Here is a 17,623-nt window from a genome sequence, read left to right as displayed (position 1 = left end):
CACAATACATACAATTGGCTCAAAAACTCATAAATTCACATGATAAAAAATAAGAAAAATTCTTAGGAGAATATTTCCGAAGAAAAATAATCTTTCACCATCACCATTTTTTTTATAGATGTAACTTATGATTAAAAAACTAGTTTTCTCTGAAGTTATATAGTAATATATTTTCAACAAAATAATATTATCATTGGTTATTTTAAATATTATTTTATAAATTAAAATTTTAAATACAAAAAAATCAGTACTTTGTTCAATGATTTAGAGATTTTTTGGCTTAAATTCTACTTTTATTTTATAAATTACTCCTTAATTCAAATTTCATCTTCTAAAATTAGTGATATATATATATATATATGTTTTTCATAAATAAGTATGACTAAAAATTTTACATTTTAGTCAGTTATAATAATAGGGGGTGTATTTTATCAAAATTCACTCAAAAACTATCTATTTCATAATATTATTATTTATAATGATTCTAGGAATTTCAATGGTATCTGCAGAAGATATTTCAAGTAATGATACTAGTGATATAACAACAGATACAATAAATATAGATAGTTCTGTTACTTCTAATGATGTAACAGTTTCAACAAATGAAGAAAATGATAAAATCAATGTTTTAAGTAAAAGTTTAAAAACGGATGAAGATGCTGGTGAAGTAACATACTATGTATCAACCAATGGATTAGCAACAAACGATGGTTTAACTCCAGAAACAGCATATGACTATAAGAGTGTATTCAATAATTTTGAACAAAAAATGAGTAAGTTTAATAACACACGAATTATTGTTCAAGAAGGAACATATAATGTAACAAGCTTTATATATTCATACTATGAATACTGTCCAAATTTCAAAGTAAATATAATGGGAAATGGAACTGTTATATTTAATGGACAAACTAACTCATCAATATTTTTTGCTGTTGGTGGTCCAGGTTATGGTTCAAACACCCATAATATAACAATACAAAACATAGTATTTACTAATGGAACAGGTTATTATACATCTAGGTTATTCTTTGGATCATACTGTTATGGTGGAGCAGTATATAATAGAAATGGAAACATGACTCTTATAAACTGTACATTCATAAATAATAATGCTAAAACAGCTAATTATGTACTTGGTGGAGCAGTATGTGTAAATGGTGGAAATTTAACTATCATAAATTCTTCCTTCATAAACAATACAGTTACAGGTAGAGCAAGTTATGGTGGAGCAGTTGCAACATACGGTAGTTCCTCTACAACTAGAATTTTTAACAGTTCTTTTTCTGGTAACAAAGCTAATGCTACCGGTAAAACAGATGATCCTTACAGTAATGTTCAGTTAGAATCCGCTTTTGGTGGTGCTGTCGGTACATATTCTGGTGGTTTATCTATTGTGGATAACTCCTATTTTGCTAATAACACTGCTGGAAGTGGAGGTGCTATTGGTAACGTAGATTCTAATACGATAGTTACTAACACTACCTTTATTAACAACAATGCTACTAATGGTGGAGCAGTTGGAGGTACTAAAATAAGTTCATGGTATACTACAACAACCAATGTAACTGATAATACCATGATTAACAACACTGCATATAATGGTGCTGGTGTTGCAATTATGGCTGGTTCTGGTAACATCATAAACAACACCATGACTTGTAATAATGCTACTAATGGTGGTGCTATTGCTAATGAAAATGGTGTAACCGTAATTGAGGGTAATCAACTAGTAAACAACACTGGTATTTATGGTGGTGCTATTGCTAGTCAATTCGGAAGTACTAACATAACTGGTAACAATATAACATGTAATAATGCAACACGTGGTGGAGCAGTTGCAAATGATAACAGTACTGTTATAATAACTAACAATAGTGTATCAGGTAACACTGCAGATGCTGGTGCTGCAATATACACCTTAACTGGTAACACTACAATTAATGCAAACAACATAACATCATCTAATGGAATTACATCAGTAATATACAACAATGGATCAACAATACTTGACAACAACTACCTATTTAACAACACAGTAAGCGATGAAAACAGTTACGTAGTATACAGTGAAACAAGTACAAATATAAATGTAACTGGAAACAGCTTCTATAATAACACTGACTTTAAACGAGACATGTTATTTAATGACTTCTCATCACAAAACACTACAAATAACATCTACATAAGTAACTACCTTGAAACAAGCAGTCCTGATGATGTGACAATCACATTAAATGATAACATATACACATTAAACTACACAATAAACATAAGAAACGTATACAATGACACAGTAAGAACCGGGTATGTGAAAGTAAACATAAACGGTGAATACTACACAGAACAATTCCCAGTAAACAATGGAAACGTAACCGTAACCATACCAAAAAGTAGCTTAACATTCGAAAACAACATAATACTCGAATATATCTCAGAAGATAAAAGCTACCAGCCAATAAACAAAACAGCATACATAGAAATAGTAAAAGACACAACAATAACTGTGATAACAAACAACACCGTGAAAATAGGTTCAAACGTTGAAATACAAGGAGAATTACGTGACGAAGATAATGACATCGTACCAAATGCTGAAATAACCATTTCAGTAAACGATGATGAAACAATAAAAGTAATAACAGATGCAAATGGAAAATACAGTGTAAACTACACTACAAAAGTTCTAGGAACAAACAATGTAACTGTAAATTACAATGGAAACAAATCATACAATCCAAGCACAAATAAAACCACATTCAACGTAGAAAAAAGAGCTACAATTATCATAATAAATCCAGTTAAAAGTGTTATTGGTGAACAATTCACCCTAACTGCATATGTAACAGATATTTATGGTGATAAAGTAAATGGTGGTAACCTAGTATTTAAATTAAATGGTAAAACACTAAGAAATGATGGATCATTTAACAGTACAGAAGCACCACTTAAATTCAAAGTAGTAGATGGAGTAGTAACCTACACATTAACAGCAGACTTATACTTAAGAAATGCTAAAAACTTATCTGCATCATACAGTGGATCCTACAATTATGAAGCAAACATATCTGATGTTACAACCGCAGAAATCGCAAAAAGAACCGCACAAATCACAGTAACAACAATAAACACAACAAAACAAGATGTAGACATAGAATTCACCGTACACCTCAAAGACATAACACCACATGGAACAAACATGACAGCAATAAATGAAGACGGATATGTAATCTTCAAACTAAATGGAGTAACACTTAAAGATGCAAGTGGAAAAGTAGTTAAAGTAAAAGTAGAAAATAACACAGCAAAATACACCTACCATGTACCAATAGGCATGGCAAGTGACGATGGAAAAAACAATACCAGAAACTATACAGTAGAAGCAGTCTACCAAAATGATATCTTCTACCCAGATACAAGAAACACCACAGTATTCCATGTAGAAAAATCACCAATAAACATACAATTTACAAAAGTAATCATAGACAACACAACAAAAACCATGAACATAACAGGAAACATAACCGATTACAAAGGAAACCTACTAGTAGGAGTAAATAAAGTTTGTGTAAAAGTAAATAATGCAACAATAAGAGATGCAGAAAATAACACAATCTTCTACACAGTAAGAAATGGAATCATAGACATCAAAGATGTAAATGTAACAAAAGTAAAAACATTTAAAGATGTAATGGTAGTATCAGGAGATAGACAAGCATACCTAGAAGGTAGAAATACCACAACAGAACTAACAATAAAAAACTAGGAAAGAAGTTAGTTAGATTAGGGGAGTTTTCATATAGGAAAACTTCTTTTCTAATTTCTTTTAATATGATTTTCTATTTTTTTCTAAAAGAAATTTTTCAGTTATTTTTTGTCTAATTTTTCTAAGTTATTATAAAAATTCATATTTTTTCCTGATTTTCATTTGAAAATAGTTTGAATTAGTATTTTTTTTTTGGGTGGAGAATTTGAATTTTCTTGTTTTTTTTGAATTTAGTTTTAAATTATTATATTATACTTTTTTTTATTGGATTTTTAGGGTAGTTTTATGTAGGGAATTTAATAAATAATTTGTATTTATTTTATATTTTATTTAAATAGAAATTTTAATGAAGTATAATTTTTGTTAATTAAATTATACGAAAATGAATTGGATTAATATCATGTAACTGATAGTTCCACCTACTATGGGTATAATCATGTCATGTTTCCAGTAGTATAGTATTATTGTGATGATAATTCCTATTGCTTCGGGAATTCCATGACTTCCTGTTAGGATAGTGGTATTTCGTAGGGCATATATTACAATTAATCCAAATACTGATGAGGGTAAAACATTTCCCATATATTTAATATATGCTGGTGTTTTATCATCACTTCTAAAGAAGATAAATGGTAGAAATCTTGTGATGAGTGTTGCTAGTGATGCTACTAATATTATTATAATTTCTTGATATAGTTGCATATTTTATTTTTAACTCCTGTTTTTTGTATCGTATTTTTTTCTGAAAATTGTGAAGAATATGATAAAGGAAATCATTGAGGGTATTATGAAGTTTTCATTACCAAATATGATTATTGAAATTATGGGAAATAATAGTCCTATATATGATCCTGTATGATTATCTTCTTTATTGTATTGGTTCATAAATATAACAACAAATAATGCGGTAAGTACAAAATCTACTCCTTTAAGATTAAATGTTATGTATGGACCAATAAGTCCTCCGAGGGTTGCACCACTAACCCAGTAGATTTGGTTAAGTAGGGTTGTCCAAAAGTAAAACCATCCTTTATCTATGTTTGATGGTATTTGTACTGTGTGATTTATGGCAAATGTTTCATCACATAATCCATATATTAGATAAATACTTTTCCAGTTATATCCTCGGTACTTGTCAAGCATGGTTATTGAGTAAAATATGTGTCTTGCATTTATGATGAATGTTACTATGAATGTGAGAAGTGGGTTAAATGTACCTGTGAGGAATGTAATTACCATGAATTCTGCAGACCCTGCAAATATGGTTAAACTTAGTATTAATGGATATATGAATGTAAATCCTTGTGTATTTGAATATAATCCATATGATAATCCTAGAAATAGAAATCCTGTTAGTATGGGTATTGTTTGTGGAAATGCACTTTTTAAGGCAGTTATTTGTTTGTTGTATTTTTTTATAATTTTGTGTTTCAATGTTATTATATTTCCTGTTTTGTTGGTATTGTATGTTTTATATTTCTCTAAATCATTATATAACTATTGTTATTTTTTATTATTTATAATATAATATTAATAAATACTACTATTAGTAGGTGATAATATGAACATGATGAAAAAAGTTAAAATAACAGTACTAAAAACAACATTAGATGAAGATTTAGCTAATGAATATGGTGTGGAAGGATTAAGTACATGTCCATTTCATGAAGAAGGTCAGGTGTACTATGCAGACTATGCAAAACCTGAAGGATTTTGTGATGAAGCATGGAAGGCAATATATCAATACGTATTTGCATTAGCACATGGTGCTGAAAATGTAGTATTCTATAACCATGATTGGACAGATAAACCTGGATGTGCAATAGTATGTTGTAATGATGGATTAAGACCAGTGATATTTAAATTAGAAGCAACGGATATAATATCATCAAAGGTAGATAATGAATAATATTGTTTAAATGATATAATTTATTTTTCAACTTTTTTTTTAATAAATTTTATCAACATATAATTTTATACTTCATTAGCTAACTACATTTTATTGAAATACTATAATGTTTATGGTTTAAACTATGAATAATAAAGTTTATTATAATATCAATTTATTTTCTATTTACATTATCAAAATTATATGTATTGGATATTAAATTAAAATTTATTCGAGGTTATAACTATAATTTATCCTTAAGTTTTCAATTAACTATAAATAGAATGACAGTTAGAATATTAATTAATAAAAAATTTAGGAGGAAAAAAATATGGCAGAATTACCATTAGCACCAATTGCAAGAATTATTAAAAACGCAGGTGCAGCTAGAGTAAGCGACGATGCTAAAGTAGAATTAGCAAAAGTATTAGAAGAATATGGTGACGAAATCAGTAAACAAGCAGTAGCTCTTGCAAAACACGCAGGAAGAAAAACTGTTAAAGCTGAAGATATTGAATTAGCAATATAAGTTTAATTTCTTCACTTTTATTCTTTTTTTAATTTCCAATGATTTATTAACTTTTTCTTTTAGAACAATAATTTTATTGTAGTTACTTTTATTTTATCCGAATATTATATTTAGTATTATGTATGAGGAGTCTATTTATAAGAATTATGAACTTGATTTTAATAAAGATTATGATGTAAATACTGAAGCATATTATATACTAGTAAATAATAAACGTCAAGTATACTTAACAAAAGATAATACTATTCCTCTAGTTATACAAAATAAATTAAATAAATTTACCATTAATTTCAAATTTTACATAGGTAAATATAAAAATAAGCCTTGTTTTACATGTAATGTAGATGAAGATACTAATTTTCATGATTTAACTGAAGTTTATATGATAAATCCAGAAACATATCAAATAAGTACAAGAGCAGTACTAATAAATGAATGGTATATTAATAATAAATACTGTGGAAGATGTGGAACAAAAACAAAATTAAAAGATACACATATGAACTTAAAATGTCCAAATTGTGGTAAATCACACCACGCAACAATAGAACCTGCAGTAATAATAGGAATACAAAAAGATAATAAGTTACTAATGGCAAGACATAGTTATGATACCAAGGTAGAATATGCATTAATAGCAGGATTTGTAGAACCTGGAGAATCTATAGAAGATGCAGTACACAGAGAAGTTAAAGAAGAAGTAGGAATAAATATCAAAAACCTAAAATATATTGGAAGTCAATCATGGCCATTTCCAAACTCATTAATGTGTGCATATAAAGCAGAATATGATAGTGGTGAAATAAAAGTAGATGGCAATGAAATACTTAAAGCAAAATTGTTTAAAAAAGAAGAAATTGAAAAAACAGAAAGTAGTATTAGTATATATTCTAAGATAATAGACGACTTCTGTAATTCTAACTAAACTTTTAATTAAACTCATAATTTTAATCTAAAAAACTATAAGCTATTAAAACTATAAATATAAAACAATACTAATAAAATAGGATTTTGATTTACCATGACAGAATATGAATATAAATGTGAAGCAGAAACAGATTATAACTATGGTTGTTCTCCAAGTGAAAGAAGTATAGAAGAACATATTAATAAAGGAATAATAAATCTAGATAAACCATCAGGACCAACTTCACATGAAATAGATATATGGGTAAGAGATATAATGAATATATCTAAAACAGGTCATGGTGGAACATTAGATCCAAAAGTAACAGGAGTACTACCTGTAGCATTAAATACTGCAACAAAATCACTACAATTACTATTATTATCACCAAAAGAATATGTATGTCTAATGAGATTACATAAACCAGTACCTGAAGAAGATATAATTAATATACTTGATGAATTTACAGGTAAAATATACCAACTTCCTCCAATTAAATCAGCAGTAAAAAGAGATTTAAGAGTACGTACAATATATGAATTAAAACTACTTGAAATACAAGATAATCAAGATGTACTATTTAGAGTTAAATGTGAAGCAGGAACATATATAAGAAAATATTGTCATGATATAGGAGAAGCATTAGGTTGTGGAGCACACATGGCAGAACTAAGACGAACAATGGCTGGATCATTTAAAGAAGATGAAACATTAACAACACTACAAGATATAACTGATGCATACTATTTCTACAAACAAGAGGAGGATGAAAGATTACTTAGACAATTAATTCAACCAATGGAACATACAACAAAATATGTGAAAAAAATATATGTAAAAGATTCTGCTGTAGATGCAATATGTCATGGAGCAGACCTTGCAAATAGTGGTATTGTTAAAATAAACAGTCAAATACATGAAAATAATGTTATAGCAGTCATGACATTAAAGGATGAGTTATTAGCTGTTGGTAGAAGCCTTTATTCTGTTGATGAAATATTGACTTCAAAAACAAAAACAGTAGTTAATATCCAAAAAGTATTTATACAACCTCAAACATATCCTATGATGTGGAAGTAATAACATAGGAAAAAAATAATAAAAAATATTATTTTTAATATGATTATTCTTCAAATAGAAATTATAAACAATTTTTTTATTAACTGTAGAACCTTTAATATACGTATTAAGGGCGAGGTCAATATTTAAATATTATTCAAAGAATAATATTATAAGATTTTTTACATAGAATAGCTTTGGCTATGTAAGAATAAAAACATAATGAAATATAAGAGAGTATACTCTCTCATTGGTAAATATTAATCTTTAATCTATAGTAGTAAAAAATTAGTACTATTTGAGAAGATTTATATTGAGAATGTAGATATTTTTATTTTAAAGATGAAAAAATCTTGTAAAATAATTATAATATAGAGATGCCGAGATAGTCTAGCTTGGTAAGGCGCAAGACTGGAAATCTTGTGGAGTGATCTCCTCCTGGGTTCAAATCCCAGTCTCGGCGTTTATAATTATTTTAGAACAAAAAATGATATCTGGAAGTTTCATTAAAAAAAATGACTTTTTTTAAACTATTTATTTATTATTTATAATCAATAACAAAAAACAGAAAAAACCCTGTTTTAACTAGATTAATTCTGAAAAAGATTACAACAATAAATAAATATTCTAGATATTTCTTCTTTTAATAATTATAATTAATCCAAAGCTTATTTTTTCTTATATAATAGAAATTACTTCAAACACACATTAGATTAATCTAGTATTTTTATAAAAATTCAAGGAGAATTATAATGGCTGAACAAGAATTTAGACATATGGTCCGTATTACACGTAAAGACGTAGACGGAAACAAAACAACAGTTTCAGCTTTAACCGAAATTACAGGAATCGGAAAAGCATTTGCTGTTGCAATATGTAAAGTAGCAGACTTAGACCAAGATAAACAAATAGGTTATCTTGAAGATGAATCTGTTAAAAAAATAGAAGACGTTCTTGAAAATCCTCAAGAATTTGGAATTCCAGAATGGTTCTTAAATAGAAGAAATGATTATGAAACTGGAGAAACCAAACACTTAATCGAATCTGACTTAGACATGACAATACGTGATGACTTAAACAGAATGAAAATGATTAGAAGTTACAAAGGTAAAAGACACGAAGTTGGACTTCCAGTACGTGGTCAAAGAACAAAATCAACATTTAGACATGGATCTTCTGTTGGTGTAAGTAGAACAAGACCAGGTAAATAAATGGAAATGAAAATTTTTAATTAAAATCATGAAGGAGATTTGATTATGGGACATCCAAAAAAACCACGAAAACAATATGACACTCCATCACATCCATGGAATGCAGATCGTATAAAAGAAGAAAACAGATTAGCAACTAAATACGGATTAAAAAACAAAAAAGAAATCTGGAAAGCTGAATCTAGAGTAAAAAGATACCGAAGAGATGCTCGTATTATCTTAGGTATGGATGTAGATGAAAGAGCAAAACAAGAAAAAGAATTATTAGATCATCTTGTAAGAGCAGGTTTCATATCACCTAATGCTAAACTTGAAGAAGTATTAGATCTTAATGTAGAAGATGTATTAAGAAGAAGATTACAAAGTTTAGTATACAAAAGAGGTTTAAGTCACACTGCTAAAGAAGCAAGACTCTTTGTTGTACATGGTCACATTACCTTAAATGGTAGAAAAATCAATGCACCAGGACACTTAGTAGAAAAAGCTGATGAAGAAAATATAGACTTCTATCCAGGTTCCACAGTTGCAAAACAATTCGATAATCAAGAAAAAACCGAAGAAGTAGCAGCAGTAGAAGAAGAACCTAATGATGACTAATAAAAAGGGAAATATAATTAAAAATAATTAAAATTTAGGTGATATAATGGCAGAAAAAGATAAATGGGGTGTAGCTCACGTTTACTCATCTTTCAACAACACTATTATAACTGTTACTGACATAACCGGTGCTGAAACTATAACCCAATGGTCTGGTGGAAAAGTAGTAAGATCAGACAGACAAGAATCATCACCATTTGCAGCTATGGAAGCAGCTAACCGTGTTGCAGATGATATTAAAGAAAAAGGAATTGCTGGACTTCATATTAAAGTACGAGCTTCTGGAGGAAACGGACCAAGAACACCAGGACCTGGTGCTCAAGCAACAATAAGAGCATTAGCAAGAGCTGGTATTAAAATTGGTAAAATCGAAGATGTAACTCCTATACCTCACGATGGTACTGGTAGACCTGGCGGTAAAAGAGGTAGAAGAGTATAATTACTTTTTAGAAGGGTCAAAATATGAATATAGAAATTAGAGAACAGGATGATGAAAGAGCTGTATTTGTAGTTGAAGGTGTAGATGACACATTTATAAATACAATCCGAAGGATATGCCTTGTAGAAATTCCTACACTTGCAATTGAAGATGTAAACATTTATAAAAATGATGCAAAAATGTTTGATGAAGTATTAGCTCATAGATTAGGATTAATTCCAATAGTAACAGACTTAGAATCATATATAATGCCATCAGATTGTGACTGTGAATCTCATTGCTCAAACTGTAGTGTTTCATTTCTTTTAAAAGAAAAAGGTCCTAAAATAGTATATTCAAAAGATCTAAAATCAGACGACCCAGCTATAAAACCAGTTTATGATACAATACCAATAGTAAGACTTCAAGAAGGCGAAGAAGTAGAATTAGAAGCTATCGCAGAACTAGGATTAGGATCAGAACATGCAAAATGGCAGGCAACAACCACTTGTGGATATAAATATTATCCAAAAATATCAATAGATAATGAAAAAATCACTGATATTGAAGAATATGTTGAAGAATGTCCAAGAAATGTATTACAAATGGAAAATGATTCATTAGTAGTAGATAATGTAGAAAAATGTTCAACATGTAGAACTTGCCAAAGATTATCTGAAAAAGATGATAATGCAATAGTAGTTGATTTTGAAACAGGAAAATACATATTCAAAATTGAAACAGACGGATCATTAAAACCACTAGAAGTACTTACAATGGCTTGTGATATACTATCAGAAAAAGCAGATAATATCATAAATTTTGTGAATGAGGAGGAATAGTAAAAATGAAATTATCAAAAACTAACCCAAACACTGTAAATTTAATAAAATCCCTCACCAAACAATCATCTGCAGAAAATGCTCCTATATGGAAAGCTGTTGCTAACGATATTTCAAGAGCTAATAGAAAAAACAAAGAAGTAAATGTTTACCATATAGACAAATATGCTAATGATGATGAAACTATACTTGTACCAGGAAAAGTTTTAGGTGAAGGTAGTATAACAACAAAAGTAACTGTAGCTGCATTTAAATTTTCACAAGAAGCAGAACGTAAAATTACAGCTGCAGGCGGAAAATGCCTAAAAATTGATGAACTTATGGCTGAAAATCCAAAAGGATCTAATGTTAAAATCATAAAGTAGGTGAATGGAATGGCAATAATTATCGATGGAGAAGGACTAGTACTAGGAAGACTTGCAAGTACAGTCAGTAAAAAACTCTTAAACGGGGAAGAAATCACTATCATCAATGCAGAAAAAATAATTATTTCTGGTAACAAAGATTACCTCTATGCTAGATACAAACAAAGAGTAGATAGAGCAAGTATCTCAAACCCAAGAGATTTAGGTCCAAAATACCCACGTAGACCAGATGATATATTTAGAAGAACTGTTAGAGGAATGATTCCTTACAGAAAAGCTCATGGAAGAACCGCTTACAAAAACTTAAAAGTTAATGTAGGAGTTCCTAAAGAATTAGTGGGACAAGAAGTAGTTGAAATAGAAGAAGCACAACCTAAAAACATAACAAAAAGTATGGAATTAGGAACAATATCAAAATTATTAGGTGCTAAATTTTAAATAAATTCAAGGTAGTGTAAAATATGAGTAAAACAGTACATACCAGTGGTAAAAGGAAAACCGCTATTGCTAGAGGTACCGTTAAAGAAGGTACTGGAAGAATAAGAGTAAACCGTAAACCAGTTGAATTATACGAACCTGAATTAGCAAGATTAAAATTATACGAACCATTAGAATTAGCTGGTGATGATTTAGTAAATTCCGTAGACATCGATGTAAGAGTAGTTGGTGGAGGAATAATGGGTCAAGCAGAAGCAGCACGTATGGTAATTGCTAAAGGATTAGTAGAATATACTGGAGATGTATCACTCAAAGATAAATATGTACAATATGACAGAACCATGTTAGTTGGAGATCCACGTCGTTCTGAATCCAAAAAATTCGGTGGACCAGGTGCAAGAGCTAGAAAACAAAAAAGTTACAGGTAAATTTTTATGTTACTCGTAAGATGTTTTACGTGTGGAAAAGTTATTTCAGCAAGTTTTGATGAATTCAAGGAAAGAACAGAAAATGGTGAAAATCCAAGTGATGTTCTCGATGATTTAGGAATTACAAAATATTGTTGTAGAAGAATGTTCATATCACACGTTGATGTATGGTAATGAATATTTTATTAAACTAAATAAGGGAGCTAATTTGGAGTATTAACTCCATTAAATAAGGACTCCTCTCCTTTTTACTTTAGAGTAATAGAGGAATACTTTAGTTAAGTTGTTGAATAGGATATATACTGTTAAAGGAGCATTTAAGTATATGCAATCTAGAAGTAATACAAGATTTGAACGAGCTAGATTAATTGGAGCTAGAGCTTTACAAATCTCAATGGGTGCAAAACCAATGGTTGAATTTACACCAGATCAAGATCCAATTAAAATAGCGATAAATGAATATGAGGAAGGTGTACTTCCATTAGATGCAGTAGTTAAAGATGAATATGTAGATTAAATTCTTTTATTTATTTTTAATCCATGAGTATAGAAAAAAACTTTCTTATTTATACACTTATAAGAAATAAAAACATAGCCCTTTAATTAAGCAACTATTTCTACATTTAAAAGAGGTGTTTTTTATGGATAGTGTAATAGAAGACGTACGATTAAGAAAAATTATAGATAGTAGAGGAAATCCAACTGTTGAAGCTGATGTTTTAACATGGAATGGATTTGGAAGAGCAGCAGCACCTAGTGGAGCTAGTACTGGAATCAACGAAGTAGCATCATTTCCTGATGGTGGAGTAGATCAAGTAATTGAAGATGTAGAAGATTTAATATCATCTGAAATTATAGGAATGGAAGCAGAAGATTTAAGAGAAATTGACAATGTATTACACGAAATCGATGGAACTGATAATTTCTCACTAATTGGTGGAAATACAGCAGTAGCTGTTTCTATGGCAACAGCTAAAGCAGCAGCATCAAGTTACAATCTCCCATTATATAAATTCCTAGGTGGAATTATGCCAACATCAATTCCTTTCCCATTAGGAAACATGATTAATGGTGGAGCACATGCTGGTACAAATGCACCAGATATTCAAGAATTTTTAGTAATTCCAGTAGGAGCTTCTAATATAACTGAAGCAATTACAACTAACATTAATGTTCACAGAAGAATCAAAGCTAAAATCCAAGAAAAAGATAAAACTTTCACTGGTGGAAAAGGAGATGAAGGTGGATGGGCTCCTAACTTAACAAATGAAGAAGCTCTTGAAATTCAAACATCTTCATGTGAAGAAATCACTGATGAAACTGGTGTTTTAGTAAGACCAGGATTAGATGTAGCATCAAGTGAATTCTGGAATGAAGAAGAACAAAAATATGTATATGAACGTGAAGGTACATCAAGAACTGTTGAAGAACAAATTGATTACATCGCAGACTTAATTGATACATATAAATTCTTCTATGTAGAAGATCCAATCCAAGAAAATGATTTCGAAGCATTTGCTGAATTAACAAGTAAATCTGGAAAAGATTGTTTAATTTGTGGAGATGACCTATTTGTAACCAATGCTGATATATTAGCTAAAGGTATTGAAGCTCATGCAGGAAATTCCTTAATCATTAAACCAAACCAAATAGGTACTTTAACAGATACATACAACACTATTAAATTAGCAAAAGCTAATAAATATGTACCAGTTGTATCACACAGATCTGGAGAAACAACCGATGAAACAATTGCACACTTAGCTGTAGCATTCAATGCACCTGTTATAAAAACAGGAGCAGCTGGTGGAGAAAGAATTGCTAAACTTAATGAATTAGTCAGAATTGAAGAAGAATTAGTAAATCCTAAAATGGCTGATTTATAATCGGAGTTATGTATGAATATTAATATTGATTACATGAAATGTAATGGAATTGATTGTTTAGATTGTCTGGATTTATGTCCAATGCAAGTATTTGATGTAGAAGACAATGTATTAATTATTAGACAATTAGACAATTGTTGTAGATGTAATGCATGTATGGATGTATGTCCAACAAATGCAATTTCATTATATTATTAATATTCATCTTAACTAAATGAGGAAATTTAAAAATTAATATAATTAAACTAAATGAGGAAATTAAAAATGTCAGAATTATTAATACCATTAGATAAGTACCTTGCAGCAGGTTTACACATAGGTACTCAACAAAAAACCAAAGATATGGAAAAATATATATACAGAGTAAGAGCAGATGGGCTTCATGTATTAGATGTTAAAAGCAGTAATGATAAAATAATGGTAGCTGCAAAATTATTATCAAAATACAACCCTGATGAAATTCTCGTAGTATCCACAAGACAATATGGTCAAGCACCAGTTAAAAAATTCGGTGAAGTAACAGGTACAAAAACTATTCCAGGTAGATTTATACCAGGTACATTAACAAACCCACAATACTCAAAATTCATCGAACCAAAAATCTTAGTTGTTACAGATCCAAGATCAGATTCTCAAGCTGTAATTGAAGCAAAACAAAATGGTATTCCTGTAGTAGCTTTATGTGATACAGAAAACTTATTATGTAATGTTGATGTAGTAATTCCTGTAAACAACAAAGGTAGAAAAGCAATTGCTCTTGTTTACTGGTTATTAGCTAGACAAATATTAAGAGAAAGAGGAATCTTATCTTCTGATGAAGAATTTGATTTAGAACCTACTGACTTTGAATTAAAAATATAATGTAGGTGGGATTAATAGAAGATTTATTTCTTCTATTGAATACTTTTTTTTATTAGATTATTTTAGTAATTTTTAACTTATTTTTATATTTTAATATTATTTTTCAATTATTGCTGAAGCATAGCCTACTACTTCTTCATAGTCACCATATGCATCGCCACTATTACTATAGTTGAGAATTCTACTTTTATTAGCATTTCTTAATTGGGAATATTTAATTGCAGTTATTGTTGGACCATATCCACACATTGTTATATCATACTCTTTTATCTCATTTATGAGTGAATTGATATCCATGTCTTCTATTGTTTTTAGTACTTTTTCATCTTTTATTTTTGCAGTTTCATTATCTTCATAATGTGTAAGATCAGTACTTGCTATAACTATACATTGTCGGTTTAATTTTTCACTCACTACTTTAATACTTTTTGCAAGTTTAGTACATATTTCTTTTTCTTGTCTTGTTATAATTATTGGCACAATTTTAAATGTCTTATTCTGTTTGTTTGCTATGTATTGTAGAAAGGGTATTTCTACTTCAATACTATGTTCTTTTATATGTGCTAATTCATTGATATTTGCATTATGATCTTCTTTTACTAGTTCTTCAATAAATTCAGTGTCTACTTCCACATTTCCAAGAGGTGTTTTCCAAAGTAGTGAATCACTAAGATCTACATTACTACCATATCCTGTGTGATTAGGTCCTATTATAATAATTGTTTCAGGTATTCCATCTTCTGCTATTTTTTGTGCTGTGTAACTTGCTGTTTTTCCTGAAAATACATAACCTGCATGAGGCATTATACCTGCTGTAATATTATATTTTTCCATTGATTTTGTTGGTATTTTATTTTCTGTTGTTTTAAATATTTCATCTAGTGTATTTTTAAGTATTTCATAATTTCCAGCATAGAATAGTCCTGATACACATGGTTTTCTAATCATTAATTATCACCTATTTTTATTTATTAAAAGTATATTATCTAATTTAAAAATTATTAGATTTATTGTTTTTTATTTTTTATTTTTCTTAGAATTTATTTTTTTTTATAGTAAGATATATTAATAAATTTTTAGATATATATAATTAACAGATTCTCATAAGAATAATTTAGAAGATAATTTAATGTTATCTGAGTAGTATAATGGTTTTTATACTTGAGAATCATATTAAGGGGATTTATCTTATTTTTATAAGATAAAAGTATTATAAAACAAGTTAAATAATTTAAGAACATGTATTTAGTAAAATATTTGAAGATATTTTATTATTTTTCTTAAACTTAATTTGTAATGTCATAATTTAAAATTCTAAATGTAGATAATAGGTTTATTAGTAATCAGAGTAACTAATGATATTCTGTTATAATTACTTTTTTTATTTAAATAAATATTTATAATACTTTTTTTCCTTTTGATTATATTGGAGAATAATTTATGAAAATCAAGGCATTTGCACCAGGAAAAATAATTTTATTTGGAGAACATTCAGTTGTACATAAAAAACCTGCAATTGCTGTTGCAATTAACAGGGGAGTGCATGTAGAACTAACATCAAGAAATGATAATATTGTTCAAGTGACAGTACCTATTATAGATTATTCTGCAGAACTTGAATTAGTTGATAAAAAACTTAACTTCAAGTTAGATAGTCAAAAAAAGATAATTACTGATTATATATATGAAGTTATTAACTTATTTGAATTTGATAAAGGTTTTAACTTAACTGTAAATATTGAAATGTATTTAGGTGCAGGTTTAGGTTCATCAGCAGCTGTATCAGTAGCAACATTGAAGGCCGTGTCAATATATGCAGGATTTGATTTAGATAAAAAAACAATAGCACACAAGGCTCGTGAAATTGAAATTAAAATCCAAGGAGCTGCAAGTCCCATTGACACATCTATGAGTACATATGGTGGAATAATATTTATTGATGAAAACTTTGAACTTAGCCGAATTAATTTTGATATGCAGTTACCACTTATTGTTTCAAACTGTGAAATCAGTGGTAATACAGGAAAATTAGTTGAATCCGTGAGAATAAAATATGAAAAATATCCTAAGATAATTGGAAATATTTTCACAGCAATGGAACAAATAGCAACCGATGCAAAAAAAGCTCTTGAAAAGGGTGATTCTAAAAAGATTGGACATCTTATGAATATAAATCAAGGATTACTTGATGCAATAGGAGTAAATACTGTTGAATTATCAGACATGGTTTATGAAGCACGAAAATACGGATCTCTAGGATCAAAACTAACAGGTAGTGGTGGAGGAGGCTGTATTATAGCATATTGTCCAGAAAATAGTGATGAAGTCTATGAACAACTAAGTAAGAAATATGCAACATTTAAATGTGAACAGTCTGATTATGGTGTTCAAGCAAAACTTATTGACTAAAAAAAATTAAAAGGGTATT

The 17,623-nt window shown here is 29.0% G+C and carries 21 protein-coding genes and 1 tRNA gene; 19 read left to right on the top strand and 3 right to left on the bottom strand.

Annotated features, from left to right (window positions below; genetic code table 11):
• Nucleotides 1–496 precede the first annotated feature (496 nt).
• Entirely contained in the window at nucleotides 497–3,766 is a 3,270-nt protein-coding gene (locus NL43_RS06765) for an Ig-like domain repeat protein (RefSeq protein WP_069593294.1), read from the top strand.
• 372 nt (nucleotides 3,767–4,138) lie between these two features.
• Here the strand turns inward: NL43_RS06765 and NL43_RS06760 are convergent, their stop codons facing one another.
• Together NL43_RS06760 and NL43_RS06755 are read right to left on the bottom strand one after the other, a co-directional pair.
• Nucleotides 4,139–4,468, bottom strand: a complete 330-nt coding sequence (locus tag NL43_RS06760; protein ID WP_069593293.1) for a branched-chain amino acid transporter permease — start codon at nucleotides 4,466–4,468, stop codon at nucleotides 4,139–4,141.
• Between the two features lie 9 nt (nucleotides 4,469–4,477).
• Nucleotides 4,478–5,200, bottom strand: a complete 723-nt coding sequence (locus tag NL43_RS06755; protein WP_198923194.1) for an AzlC family ABC transporter permease — start codon at nucleotides 5,198–5,200, stop codon at nucleotides 4,478–4,480.
• A 136-nt stretch (nucleotides 5,201–5,336) separates the two neighbouring features.
• Here NL43_RS06755 and NL43_RS06750 point away from each other — a divergent pair, with 136 nt between their 5' ends.
• From NL43_RS06750 to rpsB, 17 genes are all read left to right on the top strand, one after another.
• The gene (locus NL43_RS06750) at nucleotides 5,337–5,675 is read left to right on the top strand and encodes a TIGR04076 family protein (RefSeq protein WP_069593296.1); all 339 of its coding nucleotides are present in this window, start codon (nucleotides 5,337–5,339) and stop codon (nucleotides 5,673–5,675) included.
• A gap of 310 nt (nucleotides 5,676–5,985) precedes the next feature.
• Nucleotides 5,986–6,183, top strand: a complete 198-nt coding sequence (locus tag NL43_RS06745; RefSeq protein WP_069593292.1) for a histone family protein — start codon at nucleotides 5,986–5,988, stop codon at nucleotides 6,181–6,183.
• 118 nt (nucleotides 6,184–6,301) lie between these two features.
• The gene (gene nudC, locus NL43_RS06740; protein ID WP_069593291.1) at nucleotides 6,302–7,108 is read left to right on the top strand and encodes an NAD(+) diphosphatase; all 807 of its coding nucleotides are present in this window, start codon (nucleotides 6,302–6,304) and stop codon (nucleotides 7,106–7,108) included.
• Nucleotides 7,109–7,204: 96 nt separating this feature from the next.
• Entirely contained in the window at nucleotides 7,205–8,170 is a 966-nt protein-coding gene (locus tag NL43_RS06735; protein WP_069593290.1) for an RNA-guided pseudouridylation complex pseudouridine synthase subunit Cbf5, read from the top strand.
• 358 nt (nucleotides 8,171–8,528) lie between these two features.
• Nucleotides 8,529–8,612, top strand: a tRNA-Ser gene (locus tag NL43_RS06730).
• A gap of 289 nt (nucleotides 8,613–8,901) precedes the next feature.
• A complete protein-coding gene (locus tag NL43_RS06725; RefSeq protein ID WP_069593289.1) occupies nucleotides 8,902–9,360 on the top strand; it encodes a 30S ribosomal protein S13 in 459 nt (152 codons plus the stop codon).
• Nucleotides 9,361–9,405: 45 nt separating this feature from the next.
• Nucleotides 9,406–9,957 carry a 30S ribosomal protein S4 gene (locus NL43_RS06720; RefSeq protein WP_069593288.1) on the top strand — a complete coding sequence of 184 codons (552 nt, stop codon included), beginning with the start codon at nucleotides 9,406–9,408 and terminating at the stop codon, nucleotides 9,955–9,957.
• A gap of 46 nt (nucleotides 9,958–10,003) precedes the next feature.
• Entirely contained in the window at nucleotides 10,004–10,396 is a 393-nt protein-coding gene (locus NL43_RS06715) for a 30S ribosomal protein S11 (RefSeq protein ID WP_011406457.1), read from the top strand.
• Between the two features lie 23 nt (nucleotides 10,397–10,419).
• Nucleotides 10,420–11,217 carry a DNA-directed RNA polymerase subunit D gene (locus tag NL43_RS06710; RefSeq protein ID WP_069593287.1) on the top strand — a complete coding sequence of 266 codons (798 nt, stop codon included), beginning with the start codon at nucleotides 10,420–10,422 and terminating at the stop codon, nucleotides 11,215–11,217.
• Between the two features lie 5 nt (nucleotides 11,218–11,222).
• Entirely contained in the window at nucleotides 11,223–11,582 is a 360-nt protein-coding gene (locus NL43_RS06705; protein WP_069593286.1) for a 50S ribosomal protein L18e, read from the top strand.
• Between the two features lie 15 nt (nucleotides 11,583–11,597).
• Complete coding sequence (locus NL43_RS06700) at nucleotides 11,598–12,020, top strand: 50S ribosomal protein L13 (RefSeq protein ID WP_084790450.1); 423 nt, start codon at nucleotides 11,598–11,600, stop codon at nucleotides 12,018–12,020.
• Nucleotides 12,021–12,043: 23 nt separating this feature from the next.
• Entirely contained in the window at nucleotides 12,044–12,448 is a 405-nt protein-coding gene (locus NL43_RS06695) for a 30S ribosomal protein S9 (protein ID WP_069593284.1), read from the top strand.
• 6 nt (nucleotides 12,449–12,454) lie between these two features.
• The gene (locus NL43_RS06690) at nucleotides 12,455–12,622 is read left to right on the top strand and encodes a DNA-directed RNA polymerase subunit N (protein ID WP_069593283.1); all 168 of its coding nucleotides are present in this window, start codon (nucleotides 12,455–12,457) and stop codon (nucleotides 12,620–12,622) included.
• A gap of 151 nt (nucleotides 12,623–12,773) precedes the next feature.
• Nucleotides 12,774–12,965 carry a DNA-directed RNA polymerase subunit K gene (locus tag NL43_RS06685; protein ID WP_069593282.1) on the top strand — a complete coding sequence of 64 codons (192 nt, stop codon included), beginning with the start codon at nucleotides 12,774–12,776 and terminating at the stop codon, nucleotides 12,963–12,965.
• Between the two features lie 124 nt (nucleotides 12,966–13,089).
• Nucleotides 13,090–14,334, top strand: a complete 1,245-nt coding sequence (gene eno, locus NL43_RS06680) for a phosphopyruvate hydratase (RefSeq protein ID WP_069593281.1) — start codon at nucleotides 13,090–13,092, stop codon at nucleotides 14,332–14,334.
• 12 nt (nucleotides 14,335–14,346) lie between these two features.
• Nucleotides 14,347–14,532, top strand: coding sequence for a 4Fe-4S binding protein (locus NL43_RS06675; RefSeq protein WP_069593280.1), 186 nt, complete (start codon nucleotides 14,347–14,349; stop codon nucleotides 14,530–14,532).
• Between the two features lie 66 nt (nucleotides 14,533–14,598).
• Nucleotides 14,599–15,195: a 30S ribosomal protein S2 gene (gene rpsB / locus NL43_RS06670; protein WP_069593279.1), complete on the top strand. Its 597-nt coding sequence runs from the start codon at nucleotides 14,599–14,601 to the stop codon at nucleotides 15,193–15,195.
• A gap of 96 nt (nucleotides 15,196–15,291) precedes the next feature.
• On the opposite strand, the gene NL43_RS06665 is transcribed toward rpsB, so the two are convergent.
• Nucleotides 15,292–16,143, bottom strand: a complete 852-nt coding sequence (locus NL43_RS06665; protein ID WP_069593278.1) for an MEMO1 family protein — start codon at nucleotides 16,141–16,143, stop codon at nucleotides 15,292–15,294.
• Between the two features lie 492 nt (nucleotides 16,144–16,635).
• Between NL43_RS06665 and mvk the strand changes: the two genes are divergently transcribed.
• Complete coding sequence (gene mvk, locus NL43_RS06660; RefSeq protein WP_069593277.1) at nucleotides 16,636–17,604, top strand: mevalonate kinase; 969 nt, start codon at nucleotides 16,636–16,638, stop codon at nucleotides 17,602–17,604.
• Nucleotides 17,605–17,623 lie beyond the last annotated feature (19 nt).

This window comes from Methanosphaera sp. WGK6 (genome assembly GCF_001729965.1).
In the GTDB taxonomy this organism is placed as follows: domain Archaea; phylum Methanobacteriota; class Methanobacteria; order Methanobacteriales; family Methanobacteriaceae; genus Methanosphaera.
This window is presented reverse-complemented; position numbering and strand designations above follow the sequence as displayed.